The 13,185-nt window shown below is 58.9% G+C and carries 9 protein-coding genes; 5 read left to right on the forward strand and 4 right to left on the reverse strand.

Features of this window, described 5'->3' with window-relative positions; translation table 11 throughout:
• Positions 1 to 131 precede the first annotated feature (131 nt).
• The 4 genes from NL64_RS12005 to NL64_RS12020 form a co-directional block, all read right to left on the reverse strand.
• Entirely contained in the window at positions 132 to 881 is a 750-nt protein-coding gene (locus NL64_RS12005; protein ID WP_216594568.1) for a FadR/GntR family transcriptional regulator, read from the reverse strand.
• A gap of 174 nt (positions 882 to 1,055) precedes the next feature.
• A complete protein-coding gene (locus NL64_RS12010) occupies positions 1,056 to 2,783 on the reverse strand; it encodes an ABC transporter ATP-binding protein/permease (RefSeq protein WP_034148295.1) in 1,728 nt (575 codons plus the stop codon).
• 97 nt (positions 2,784 to 2,880) lie between these two features.
• Positions 2,881 to 3,441 carry a response regulator transcription factor gene (locus NL64_RS12015; protein ID WP_034148296.1) on the reverse strand — a complete coding sequence of 187 codons (561 nt, stop codon included), beginning with the start codon at positions 3,439 to 3,441 and terminating at the stop codon, positions 2,881 to 2,883.
• Positions 3,434 to 4,696, reverse strand: coding sequence for an ATP-binding protein (locus NL64_RS12020; protein ID WP_034148297.1), 1,263 nt, complete (start codon positions 4,694 to 4,696; stop codon positions 3,434 to 3,436). Before NL64_RS12020 ends, NL64_RS12015 begins: the two co-directional genes overlap by 8 nt.
• Before the next feature lie 356 nt (positions 4,697 to 5,052).
• Here NL64_RS12020 and NL64_RS12025 point away from each other — a divergent pair, with 356 nt between their 5' ends.
• The 5 genes from NL64_RS12025 (at position 5,053) to NL64_RS12045 (ending at position 13,143) form a co-directional block, all read left to right on the forward strand.
• The gene (locus tag NL64_RS12025) at positions 5,053 to 5,769 is read left to right on the forward strand and encodes an SIMPL domain-containing protein (protein WP_034148298.1); all 717 of its coding nucleotides are present in this window, start codon (positions 5,053 to 5,055) and stop codon (positions 5,767 to 5,769) included.
• A 557-nt stretch (positions 5,770 to 6,326) separates the two neighbouring features.
• On the forward strand, positions 6,327 to 7,958 hold the full coding sequence (locus tag NL64_RS12030; protein ID WP_034148299.1) for an ABC transporter substrate-binding protein: 1,632 nt from the start codon (positions 6,327 to 6,329) through the stop codon (positions 7,956 to 7,958).
• Between the two features lie 303 nt (positions 7,959 to 8,261).
• A complete protein-coding gene (locus NL64_RS12035; RefSeq protein ID WP_034148300.1) occupies positions 8,262 to 9,863 on the forward strand; it encodes an ABC transporter substrate-binding protein in 1,602 nt (533 codons plus the stop codon).
• A 172-nt stretch (positions 9,864 to 10,035) separates the two neighbouring features.
• Positions 10,036 to 11,469, forward strand: a complete 1,434-nt coding sequence (locus NL64_RS12040; RefSeq protein ID WP_034148301.1) for an OprD family porin — start codon at positions 10,036 to 10,038, stop codon at positions 11,467 to 11,469.
• Between the two features lie 78 nt (positions 11,470 to 11,547).
• Positions 11,548 to 13,143, forward strand: a complete 1,596-nt coding sequence (locus NL64_RS12045) for an ABC transporter substrate-binding protein (protein ID WP_034148302.1) — start codon at positions 11,548 to 11,550, stop codon at positions 13,141 to 13,143.
• Positions 13,144 to 13,185 lie beyond the last annotated feature (42 nt).

The raw sequence follows: 13,185 nt of genomic DNA on the forward strand, positions 1-13,185 counted from the left end.
GATTGGGTCGAATTTGAACAGCTGTCGGGGTCCTCCTGGGAAGTCATCCGAACAAAAATTCTATGTGTAGGGTGACTACACCAAAGAGCATGCCGATTACTTGACCGAACGGTGGAAGATCCTGAACGTCCCTATACCCGCTGCGCCTCAGCCTCTTCATGCGCATGACGCAACCGCTCACGGCTGTTGGTCAGGTGCAAGCGCATGGCCGCGCGCGCGGCGTCGGAGTCCTGGCGGGCGATCGCGTCGAAGATCTCTTCGTGCTCGCGGCTCAGGCGATTCATGTAGTGCTGTTGATCGTCATGGGCCAGCCGCGCGGAGTTGAGGCGGGTGCGCGGAATGATGCTGGTGCCCAGGTGCGTCATGATGTCGGTGAAGTAGCGGTTGCCGGTCGCCAGGGCGATCTGCAAGTGGAACTGGAAGTCCGAGGCCACCGCATCGCTGGCGTGGGAAACACTTTCGTTCAGTGCATCCAGTGCCGCGCGCATCAGCGCCAACTGCTCAGGGCTGCGACGTTGTGCGGCCAGGCCGGCGGATTCCACTTCGAGGCTGATGCGCAACTCCAGAATCGCCAGCACGTCACGCAGCGTGACCACGGTCGCCGGGTCGATGCGAAAACCGCTCGGGCTCGGGGTATCGAGGACGAAGGTGCCGATGCCGTGGCGGGTTTCCACCTGCCCGGCCGCCTGCAAACGGGAAATCGCCTCGCGCACGACCGTGCGGCTGACGCCATGGGCATCCATGATCGCCGACTCGGTGGGCAACTTGTCGCCCCGCTTGAGGTGACCGTCGCGGATCTGCTCGGACAGCACCGTCACCAGTTCCTGCGCGAGACTGCGGCGCTTGCGAGGGAGGCGTGGTACGTCGTTCGGGTTTTCCATGGTGAACATCTGTCTCGAAAAATTCGGCTGAAACCGCATCATAGCTCAACGCGGTTGTACGATCACCACCGCCCTGTAGGAGCTGGCTTGCCAGCGATGGCCATAACGCGGTTTGTGTATGGAACTGCGCTATCGTTCATCGCTGGCAAGCCAGCTCCTAAAGGGGCAGGGTGTTTATGCGGGCACGGTTTGATCCACCAGGTGGCCATTCTCTATACGAATGTGCCGTGGGTGGAATCGTTTCAAGCTGCTGCGATGCCCGACGCTGACAATGCTCAACCCCGGCAACTCATCAATCAGCGCCTGATACAGCGACGCTTCATCCTCCTCGTCCATCGCTGAAGTCGCTTCGTCCATGTACAGCCATTGCGGCGCATAAAGCAGCGCGCGGGCGAAGGCCAGGCGTTGCTGCTCGCCCGGCGACAGCATGCGCTGCCAGTGATTGGCTTCATCCAGACGCGCCACCAGATGCGGCAAACGGCAGGTTTCCAGCACTTGGGCGTAGCGCTCTTGCGGATAGGTTTCGCCAGGCTGTGGATAACTCAGCGCCTCACGCAATGTGCCAATCGGCAGATACGGTTTCTGCGGCAAGAACAGGTAACGCGCCGCTGGCAGGCGAATACTGCCGTGACCCGCCGGCCACAAATGCCCCATCGCCCGCAGCAGGGTCGACTTGCCGCTGCCGGAGCGGCCGCTGAGCATCACGCGCTCGCCCTCCTCCACGGTCATGTCGGCGTTGGTCAACAGGTGACGGCCGTCAGCCAGGTCCAGGCCAAGGTCGTGCACCTTCAACACTGAACCGGTGTTTTGCACATCAATGGCCGGCGGCCGTTGTTCGATGTCAGTCATGGCCTGACGGAAACTGAGCAGACGATCGCAGGTGGCGCGCCATGAGGCGAGGCTCTGGTACGCGGTAATGAACCAGCTGAAACTGTCCTGGACATTGCCGAACGCCGAGCTGATTTGCATCAGCTCACCGAGTTCGATCTTGCCGGCGAGGTAACGCGGCGCGGCCACCATGAACGGGAAGATAACGGCGGCTTGTTCATACCCGGAGGTGAAGAACGTCAGACGCTTGGACACCTTCATGATGTCCCAGAAGTTGTGCCAGACCATGCCGAAGCGGCTGCTCAAACGACGGTTTTCGTTCGGTTCGCCGTTGTACAACGCGATGCTTTCGGCATTCTCACGAATCCGCACCATGGAGAAACGCAAGTCGGCTTCGAAGCGTTGTTGCCGGTTGTTCAGGCCAATCAAGCGACGACCGATCAAATGCGTCAGCCAGCTCCCCACCACTGCATAAACCAGCACGCACCAGAACATGTAGCCAGGAATGGTCACACCGAACACTTCGATGCTGCCCGACACACCCCAGAGGATGATCGAGAACGACACCAGGCTGACGATATTGCGCAGCAGGCCAATGCCCAGACTCAAGGTGTCAGAGGTGAAGCTGTTGAGGTCTTCGGAAATCCGCTGGTCCGGGTTATCGGTGTAACCACCCTGCTCCAACTGGTAGTAATTCTTGTTGCCGAGCCAACGGTTGAAATGCTTTTCAGTGAGCCACGCCCGCCAGCGAATCGTCAGCATCTGCGTCAGGTACAGACGGTACACCGCACCGACAATCGCCACCGCGGCAATGCCGCAGAAATACAGGATCAGCCGCCAGAACGCCTCCTCGTCCTTTTGTTGCAACGCGTTGTAGAAATCCTTGTACCAGGTGTTGAACCACACCGAGATCCCCACGCTGATCAGCGACAGCGCAATTACGGCGATCAGCAACGTCCAGGCCTTGACCTTCTCTTCACTGCGCCAGTAAGGCGTGATCATCGCCCACACTTTGCTAAAAAACTGCCCGCGCACAGTATCGTTGACCGCGGAATACTCAGCGTTCTGATTCATGGATAAGGCTCGATAAAGAAAAAAACATGCACGAACCGATCATAGATGATCGGTTCGGTTTGTCGCGAGGAGCGGCCCGCATTCGTTCAGCGCAGGTTCAGCGACGGACGGGACGCTTCTGCAGTTTGCGCTGCAGCGTGCGGCGGTGCATGCCCAGGGCACGGGCAGTGGCGGAGATGTTGCCTTCGTGTTCGGTCAACACGCGCTGGATGTGTTCCCACTGCAAGCGGTCCACGGACATCGGGTTTTCCGGTACCAGGCTGTCGAGGTCGGCATGCTCGGAAAGCAATGCAGCCAGCACGTCGTCGGCGTCGGCCGGTTTGCACAGGTAGTTGCAGGCGCCACGCTTGATCGCCTCGACGGCGGTGGCAATGCTCGAATAACCGGTGAGGATGACTACGCGCATTTCCGGGTCCATTTCCAGCAACTTGGGCAGCAGCACCAGGCCCGAATCGCCGTCCATTTTCAGGTCCAGGGCGGCGTAGTCCGGCAGATCGGCCTTGGCCAGTTCCAGGCCCTCTTCGGCGGAACCGGCGGTGCTGACGCGAAAACCACGGCGGGCCATGGCGCGAGCCATGACGCGGGTAAACGTTGCGTCGTCATCGACCAGCAGCAAATGCGGCAGCTCTTCGCCTTCGACTTGGATTTCGTCACTCATGTTGGTCTCCTCGGGCGACACGGGGCAGGCGCAGCTCGGTGAGCGTGCCACCTTCCTCATGACTGTAGAGTTTCACTGAGCCGCCGGCGCGTGTCACGCTGGCCTTGCTCAAAAACAGGCCCAGGCCGAAACCTTTGCCCTTGGTGGTAAAAAATGGTTTGCCGATCTGCTCGGCGATGGCCAGCGGCACGCCGGCGCCGTGGTCGCGAATGCTGATGGTGAGGTTTTCATCATCCCAGTCCAGTGTCACTTGCAGACCTTCGGGGCATGCATCTGCCGCGTTGTTGAGCAAATTCAGCAGCGCCTGGGTCAGGTCCGGCGGCGGTGCCATGCGTGGCACGGTGCCTTGGCCAAGACGCTGGAAGCGATAACTGGCTTCCGGGCGCATCAGGTGCCAGCGGTTCAGCGCCTCGTCGAGCCAGTCGGTGACGTCCTGCATCTCCACGGCCAAACGGCGATTGGCCTCGGCGGCGCGCACCAGTTGCTGCAAGGTCTCCTTGCACAGCTTGACCTGATCCTGCAGCACGCTCAGGTCGTCCTGCAACATCGGGTCGTGATGGTCCTGGCGCATTTCCTTGAGCAGCACGCTCATGGTCGCCAACGGCGTACCCAGTTCATGGGCGGCACCGGCGGCTTGCGTGGCCACGGCCAGCAATTGCTGATCGCGCAGGCCTTCTTCGCGGCGGATGGCGCGCAATTCTTCCTGCCGGCGCAACTCTTCGGCCATGCGCGCGGCGAAGAAGGTGATGACTGCCGCCGCCAGGGCGAAGCTCAACCACATCCCGTACACCTGCAGGTTTTCCCGGGCGATCGGGAAGGTTTGCAGCGGATAGAAACGCGCCAGCAATAGCGTGTACATCGTCAGCGCGATACCCGACAGAATCACCGAATAGCGCCATGGCAAAGTCACGGCAGCGATGGTCAGCGGCACCAGGTAATAAGAGACGAACGGGTTGGTCGAACCGCCGGAGAAATACAGCAGGGCACTGTGGATAAACAGGTCGCAGGCCAGTTGCACGGCGTATTCGAGCTCGGTCACCGGCCACGAAGTGCGCAGGCGAATCGCCGTGAACGCGCACAGCAGCATCGAGCAAGCGAGGGTCGCGGCCAGTTGAAACCAGGGCAGCGGCAGCAACTCGAGCCAGTAGGCCAGGCCCACGGAACCGGCCTGGGCAGCCAGCACCAACGTGCGGATGAAAGTCAGCCGCCAGAGATTCTGGCGCGTGGCGGAAGTGATTTGAACGGGGGCGAGCATGAGCTCTCCTGATGAGCGCTCCAGGCGGATCGCAGGGAGTATAACCAAGCGCGGGGCCTGGCAGGCGAAAGTGCGGCAAACGGCCACAGCCAGGCTCGATGTTGTAAGGGAACGCTTTTGTGGCGAGGGAGCTTGCTCCCGCTGGACTGCGAAGCAGGCCCCAACCATTCACTGGGAAATGGCGAATACCGATTCGACGACTGCTACGCAGCCGAGCGGGAGCAAGCTCCCTCGCCACAGGTTTCTCATACATCTGTATAGAAGTTGTAACTGTGCGAACCGGATCATAGGCGCTAGAGTCTGATGGTTTCACGCAGGCCCGGAACATATCCCTGCGCATCACCCTAGGAGCTTTCATGCACACATTCCGCCGCAGCGCCGCCCTCCTCGCCCTGAGTGTTGGCGCGATCGCCAGCCTCCCGGCCCTGGCTGCCGACGAACTTCATTACAACCAGATTTCCCTGCGCGCCGAAGTCAGTCAGGAAGTGGCCCGCGACCTGATGATCGTGACCCTCTACACCGAAGAACAAAACGCCGACCCGGCCAAACTCGCCGCCGACGTCAGCACCACCATGAACAAGGCGCTGGCCCAGGCCAAGCAGGTCAAGGACATCACCTTGCGCCAGGGCAGCCGCAACAGCTACCCGATCTACGACACCAAGGGTCAGAAGATCACCGGCTGGCGTGAACGCGCCGAACTGCGTCTCGAAAGCTCAGACTTCGCCGCCCTGTCGAAACTGACCGGCGAGCTGCTCACCGACCTGAAGATGGGCGGCATGGACTTCGCCATCGCTACACCAACCCGCAAGGCCAGTGAAGACGCCCTGCTCAAGGATGCCGTGACCGCTTTCAAGGCCCGCGCGCAACTGGCCACCGATGCACTCGGCGGCAAGGGCTACAAAATCGTCAACCTGAACCTCAACAGCAACGGTTATCCACAACCGTACATGCGCGGGCCGATGATGATGAAAGCCGCCAGCATGGACGCCGCTCCGGTGACGCCGGAAGTGGAAGCGGGCACCAGCCAGGTCAGCATGACGGCTGACGGTTCGATTGAAGTGCTTATGCCTTGAACCGATAACCTCTGAACAAAAAACGGCGATCACCCAAATGATCGCCGTTTTTTTTCATCTCCCTGTAGAAGCTGCCGAAGGCTCGGGCCGCGTTCGGACGATCTTTTGATCTTGATCTATGCTCTCCAGACCTTCTGGTGGTCACTGAAAAGATCGCAGCCTCCGGCAGCGCCTACAAGGTCGGTGTTCTGTTTTGAAGGTTAAGTTGCACTTGGTATAACTCGACCATTACCAGTGCAACGAGAACCACTCCGATTAACCCCTACCCACCCCTTAAGGACGGGGTATAAATAGGTAACACCTCGCCCCACCCACGGGCGTCCCGAGGCTTTCTCGCACCAGAAAAGTGCGCCAGATGCACTGCAAAAATGCCGCGCAAACGGTCAACTGCGTCAAATTTTATACATATGCGACATTAAGGTACGTTCGTGCCACCGTTTAAGGCTTGTAGTCACTCTGGATCTTGCTTTGGGTATAGCCCCTGCATAAGTATCCGCAGGCACGACTCACGAGGTCGTCCTCAAAATCAAAAAATGACAACAAATCATGAGGCCACCATGCTTAAACAAGCGGTCATTCCGTTTTTATTAGGTGCCAGCTTGCTAGCTAGCGCACCGTTCGCCCAAGCTGCGACTAACCTGGTGTTCTGCTCCGAAGGGAGCCCGGCCGGTTTCGATCCAGGTCAATACACCACCGGAACCGACTTCGACGCCTCTGCAGAAACCATGTTCAACCGCCTGACGCAGTTCGAGCGCGGCGGCACTGCCGTTATTCCTGGCCTGGCAACCAGCTGGGACGTCTCCGATGACGGCCTGACTTACACCTTCCACCTGCGTGAAGGCGTCAAGTTCCACACCACCCCGTACTTCAAGCCGACGCGTACCTTTAACGCCGACGACGTGTTGTTCACCTTTAATCGCATGATTAACAAGGATGACCCGTTCCGCAAAGCGTACCCGACCGAATTCCCGTACTTCACCGACATGGGGATGGATACCAACATCACCAAGATCGATAAAGTCGACGACAACACCGTCAAGTTCACCCTCAAAGACGTCGATGCCGCGTTCATCCAGAACATGGCCATGAGCTTCGCCTCGATCCAGTCCGCCGAGTACGCTGCCCAGCTGCTCAAGGAAGGCAAGGCCGCCGACATCAACCAGAAGCCGGTCGGCACTGGTCCGTTCGTGTTCAAGAGCTACCAGAAAGACTCCAACATCCGCTACACCGGGAACAAGGACTACTGGAAGCCGGATGACGTCAAGATCGACAACCTGATCTTCGCCATCACCACCGACCCGTCGGTTCGCATCCAGAAGCTGAAGAAGAACGAGTGCCAGGTCACTCTGTTCCCACGTCCGGCCGACCTGAAAGCGCTGCGCGAAGACAAAACCCTGAAGCTGCCTGACCAGGCCGGTTTCAACCTGGGCTACATCGCCTACAACGTGATGGACAAGGTCAAGGGCAGCAACGAGCCAAATCCGTTGGCCCAACTGAAAGTGCGTCAGGCACTGGACATGGCGGTCAACAAGCAGCAGATCATCGACTCCGTGTATCAGGGCGCTGGCCAACTGGCCGTCAACGCCATGCCGCCGACCCAGTGGTCCTACGACACCACCATCAAAGATGCTCCGTACAACCCTGAGAAAGCCAAAGAGCTGCTCAAGGAAGCGGGCGTTAAAGAAGGCACCGAGATCGTTCTGTGGGCGATGCCGGTACAGCGTCCATACAACCCGAACGCCAAGCTGATGGCAGAAATGCTGCAGTCCGACTGGGCGAAGGTCGGCCTCAAGGTCAAGATCCAGAGCTACGAGTGGGGCGAGTACATCAAGCGCTCCAAAGGTGGCGAGAACCAGGCGATGCTGATTGGCTGGAGCGGTGACAATGGTGATCCGGACAACTGGCTGAACGTGCTGTTCGGTTGCGACTCGCTGGAAGGCAACAACTTCTCCAAGTGGTGCGACAAGAAGTTTGACGACATCGTCAAACAAGCCAAGCGTACTTCGGACCAAGGCAAGCGCACCGAGCTGTACAAACAAGCGCAACACGTCCTCAAAGACGCGGTGCCAATGACACCTATCGCTCACTCGACGGTGTTCCAACCCATGCGCGCTAATGTGCAGGACTTCAAGATCAGCCCGTTTGGCTTGAACTCCTTCTACGGCGTCAGCGTCAGCGTCAGCAAGTAAGGTATTGCAATGGCGACGTCTTTGACGTCGCCATTGCTTTATCTATCGAGAAAGCAGGAATTTGCCTACATCCAAACCCGCTGCGTAATACAGCAGAGGTTTAGGACGCGTCGACTTTTCCCACGAGTCTTTCGGACTCTACGCATTTACTGCCGGACTCACGGTTCCATACCGTCGAGATCCGACCAGCTCATGCGTGGGTCATCGTTTTTTGCTGAACGTCATGGCTGGTAACGAGTGAGACCTCCACGTCCCCGGACGGCCGAGGGCTCATTGCTAAAACACTGAACAAGAGAGAGCGTCATGCGCCATACCTTGGTTTTATCCGCATTGCTGGGTACCGGCCTGTTGGCCGCCACTTCCATGAGCCAGGCCGCCAATAACAGCCTGGTGTTCTGCTCCGAAGGCAGCCCCGCTGGTTTCGATACCGCGCAGTACACGACCGCGACCGACAACGACGCCGCCGAACCGTTGTACAACCGCCTGGCAGAGTTTGAAAAAGGCGCGACCAATGTCGTACCGGGCCTGGCCACGAGCTGGGATATTTCCGAGGACGGCCTCAAGTACACCTTTCACCTGCGTCCCGGGGTGAAATTTCACACGACCAAATACTTCACACCGACACGCGATTTCAATGCCGATGACGTGCTGTTCACGTTCAACCGCATGCTCGATCCGCAACAACCTTTCCGTAAGGCCTACCCGACCGAATTCCCGTATTTCAACGGAATGAGCCTGAACAAGAACATCGCCAAGGTCGAGAAGACCGGGCCGCTGACCGTGGAGTTCACGCTCAACAGTGTGGACGCCGCGTTCATCCAGAACCTCGCCATGAGCTTCGCCGCGATCCTCTCCGCCGAGTACGCCGACAAGCTGCTGGCCGAAGGCAAGCCGAGCGACATCAACCAGAAGCCGATCGGCACCGGGCCGTTCGTGTTCAAGAGCTACCAGAAAGACTCGAACATCCGTTACACCGGCAATAAGCAGTACTGGGCCCCTGACCGGGTCAAGCTCGACAACCTGATCTTCGCCATCAACACCGACGCATCGGTCCGTGTGCAGAAGCTCAAGGCCAACGAGTGCCAGATCACCCTGCACCCGCGCCCTGCCGACGTCACCGCGCTGAAAAATGACCCGGCACTGAAGCTGATCGAGAAGCCTGGCTTCAACCTCGGCTACATCGCCTACAACGTGCGCCACAAACCGTTCGACCAGCTCGAAGTGCGTCAGGCGCTGGACATGGCGGTGAACAAGCAAGGCATTCTCCACGCCGTCTACCAAGGTGCGGGGCAACTGGCGGTCAACGCCATGCCACCGACCCAGTGGTCCTACGACGAAACCATCAAGGATGCCGCCTACAACCCGGAAAAAGCCAAGGAATTGCTCAAGGCTGCCGGCGTCAAGGAAGGCACCGAAATCACCCTCTGGGCCATGCCCGTGCAGCGTCCGTACAACCCCAACGCCAAGTTGATGGCCGAGATGCTCCAGGCTGACTGGGCGAAGATCGGCCTCAAGGTCAAGATCGTCAGCTACGAATGGGGCGAGTACATCAAGCGCACCAAGAATGGCGAGCACGACATCAGCCTGATTGGCTGGACCGGTGACAATGGTGACCCGGACAACTGGCTCGGCACGCTGTACAGCTGCGACGCCATTGGCGGCAACAACTATTCCATGTGGTGTGATCCGGCTTACGACAAGCTGATCAAGCAGGCCAAGGTCGTGACCGACCGCGAGCAGCGCACCGTGCTTTACAAACAGGCGCAGCAATTGCTCAAGCAGCAAGTGCCGATCACGCCAGTCGCCCACTCGACGGTCAACCAGCCGTTAAGCGCCAAAATCGAAGGGTTCAAAGTCAGCCCTTTCGGTCGCAACGTGTTCTCGGGTGTCAGCATCGAAAAATAAAACCGTGTAGCTAGAACGCTGGGGGCGCATTGCGCCCTCACGCAAGCGTATTGCCGTAATTCGCCCAAACGGCGCACAGCAAACGTTTGCGATGCGTGCAAGAGTTCCAAACCAATAGCCGGATCACCCAAAAAAGACCGGTATAAAAAAAAGAAAGTAAGGAGCTTCACCCATGAAACTGAGCAGCACCGCATTATTGGCCCTGGCCATCAGCAGCGTAACCGCCACGGCTTACGCGGAGACCCAGAGCCAGGCGTTCACCCCGGTTACTGTGAAAGAAAAAAGCGCCCAGAGCGAAGCCACCGGTTTTGTCGAAGGCCAGTCCATCAGCGGCACGACCCGTAACTGGTACGCCAACGAACAGCTCAAGCGTGGGGGCAAATTCCGCTACAGCAAAGATGGCGCGTTGCCGGAAACCGATCGCCGTATCAACTGGGTGCAGGGCACCATCCTCAAATACAACTCGGGCTTCACCGAAGGTGCGGTAGGTTTCAGCACTGAAGTCGCGGCGTACAACGCCATCGCGCTGGAGCGGGATCGCGAGAACCTGGCCGCCGGCAACGGTGGCGCACCGAAGACCGGTCCGTTCTCGGGTAACAACCGTACCCTGACCGAAAAAGGCGGTGACGCCGTCGGCCAGTGGAGCAAACTGGGCCTGGCCAATGTCAAGGCGCGTTACTCCAACAGCACCCTGACTGCCGGCCGCCAGAGCTACAGCAGCCCGCAAGTCGATACGATCGGCAACCGCGCCCTGCCTTCTAGCTTCCAGGGTGTGAGCCTGAACGTCGCCGAACTGGAAAACCTGACTTTCGACCTCGCGACCTTCGACCGCGTGTCCCCGCGTATGGAACAAAGCCAGCAGAAATTCCGCACCGAATACGCCAACGGCCGGGAAGAGTCCGACCACATCTACACTGGCGGCATCACCTACACCCCATTCTCCAGCCTGACCACCAGCCTCTGGGCGACCCAGGCCGAAGACATCTGGAACCAGTACTACTTCGGCGCCACCCACGTGCTGGGTGACAGCCAGGTCCTGAGCCTGACCACCGGCCTGAACTACTACAAAACCCAGGAAGAAGGTAAGGCGCTGATCGGCGACATCGACAACGACACCTACTCCCTGTCGTTCGGCCTGACTCACCAGGCGCACAGCCTGACCTTCTCGTACCAGGAAGTGAACGGTAACGAGTACTTCGACTACCTGCACGAAACCAACGGCATCTACCTGGCCAACTCCCTGCTGTCGGACTTCAACGGCCCGAACGAGAAATCCTTCCAGGTGGCCTATGGTCTGAACATGGCCGAATACGGCGTGCCGGGCCTGAAGTTCAACATCTATCAGGCGCGCGGCTGGGGCATCGACGGCACGCACTACACCGGCAACAAAGGTGTGGTGGGCAAAGGCTACGACGGCGTCCAGGAACAGGATGGCGAACACCACTACGAATACGGTATCGGTGCGACTTACGCTGTTCAAAGCGGCCCGCTCAAGGCCACCACAATCCGTGGTACCTACACTGCCCACCGCGCCAGTGAAAACCAGTCTGATGGCAGCATCAACGAGTTCCGTCTCGTGACCACTATCCCGTTCAACATTCTGTAAAACACCGGCCGAACGGCTGATTCAGCGATGAATCGGCCGTCAGGCTTTGTCCTGCTAACCGATTGCAGAGGGTTCTTGATGAAAATGCTTCCCCTACGTGCGGCCATCGCGGCCGCGTTGCTGAGTGTCGCGGTGGGCGTATCGGCCAAACCGCTGGTGGTCTGTACCGAAGCCAGCCCGGAAGGCTTCGACATGGTCCAGTACACGACTGCAGTCACCGCCGATGCCGTGGCTGAAACCATCTTCAATCGACTGGCGGACTTCAAGCCCGGCACCACTGATGTGATTCCGGCCCTGGCCGACTCCTGGGACATCAGCGAGGACGGCCTGACCTACACGTTCCACTTGCGCAAAGGCGTCAAGTTTCACACCACCGAATACTTCAAACCGACGCGCGACATGAATGCCGACGACGTGGTCTGGAGCTTCCAGCGCCAGCTGGACCCGAACCACCCATGGCACAAACTGTCGAGCGTGGGCTTCCCGTACTTTGAAAGCATGGGCTTCAAGGAACTGCTGAAAAGCGTCGAGAAAGTCGACGACAACACGGTCAAGTTCACCCTGACCCGTCGCGAGGCGCCGTTCCTGGCCGACATCGCCATGGCCTTCTCGTCGATCTACTCCGCCGAGTACGCCGATCAGTTGCTCAAGGCAAACAAAGCTGCCGACCTGAACAACAAACCGGTCGGCACCGGTCCGTTCGTCTTCCAGCGCTACAACAAGGACGCTCAGGTTCGCTTCAAGGCCAACCCGGACTACTTCCGTGGCAAGCCACCCGCCGAGGCGCTGATCCTGGCCATCGGCACCGACAACAATGTGCGCCTGCAAAAGCTCAAGGCCAACGAGTGCCAGATCGCGCTGTATCCGAAACCGGATGACATCCCGAGCATCAAGAAAGACCCGAACCTGAAGGTCGATGAACTGAACGCGATGACCGTTTCGTACGTCGCCATGAACACCACACACAAGTACATGAGTGATGTGCGGGTGCGCAAAGCCATCGACATCGCGTTCGATAAGGAAGCCTACGTCAACGCGCTGTTTGGCAAAGGCAATGCGACAGTGGCGGTCAACCCGTATCCTGACACCCTGCTGGGCTACAACCACAGCCTGAAGAATCCGACTCGCGATCTGGACAAGGCGCGTGCCCTGCTCAAGGAAGCCGGCGTACCGGAAGGCACCACTTTCACCCTGTTCACCCGCAACGGTGGCGGGCCAACCAACCCGAACCCGATGCTCGGCGCGCAGATGATGCAGGCCGATTTGGCCAAGGTCGGCATCAAGATCGACATCCGCGTGATGGAATGGGGCGAAATGCTCAAACGCGCTAAAAACGGCGAGCACGATATGGTTTCCGCCGGATGGGCGGGCGATAACGGCGATCCGGATAACTTCCTGACGCCTATGCTCAGTTGCGAAGCGGCGAAGAACGGCGAAAACTACGCGCGCTGGTGCAATGCCAAGTTCCAGACGCTGATCGACCAGGCCCGCGAGAAGACCGATCCGGCTGAACGTGCAGCGCTCTATGAGCAGGCTCAGGTTATTTTTAATCAGGACCAGCCGTGGATCAGCATGGCACACACTAGAATGTTCACTGCAATGCGCAACAACGTAGAGGGCTATCACATTAGCCCCCTCACCACTAATAACTTCGCCACCACCCAGGTGAAGTAATAAGAAAACTCCCGGCATTCCTGAACCCAGGCATGCCGGGCA

The organism is Pseudomonas fluorescens (genome assembly GCF_000802965.1).
GTDB classification, from domain to species: Bacteria; Pseudomonadota; Gammaproteobacteria; order Pseudomonadales; family Pseudomonadaceae; genus Aquipseudomonas; species Aquipseudomonas fluorescens_A.

Excerpts from the sequence above, each read along its gene's own strand:
- NL64_RS12005 (WP_216594568.1), bottom strand. The coding sequence starts at position 881 with ATGGAAAACCCGAACGACGTACCACGCCTCCCTCGCAAGCGCCGCAGT.
- NL64_RS12045 (WP_034148302.1), top strand. The coding sequence starts at position 11,548 with ATGAAAATGCTTCCCCTACGTGCGGCCATCGCGGCCGCGTTGCTGAGT.
- NL64_RS12020 (WP_034148297.1), bottom strand. The coding sequence starts at position 4,696 with ATGCTCGCCCCCGTTCAAATCACTTCCGCCACGCGCCAGAATCTCTGG.
- NL64_RS12010 (WP_034148295.1), bottom strand. The coding sequence starts at position 2,783 with ATGAATCAGAACGCTGAGTATTCCGCGGTCAACGATACTGTGCGCGGG.
- NL64_RS12030 (WP_034148299.1), top strand. The coding sequence starts at position 6,327 with ATGCTTAAACAAGCGGTCATTCCGTTTTTATTAGGTGCCAGCTTGCTA.
- NL64_RS12015 (WP_034148296.1), bottom strand. The coding sequence starts at position 3,441 with ATGAGTGACGAAATCCAAGTCGAAGGCGAAGAGCTGCCGCATTTGCTG.
- NL64_RS12025 (WP_034148298.1), top strand. The coding sequence starts at position 5,053 with ATGCACACATTCCGCCGCAGCGCCGCCCTCCTCGCCCTGAGTGTTGGC.
- NL64_RS12035 (WP_034148300.1), top strand. The coding sequence starts at position 8,262 with ATGCGCCATACCTTGGTTTTATCCGCATTGCTGGGTACCGGCCTGTTG.
- NL64_RS12040 (WP_034148301.1), top strand. The coding sequence starts at position 10,036 with ATGAAACTGAGCAGCACCGCATTATTGGCCCTGGCCATCAGCAGCGTA.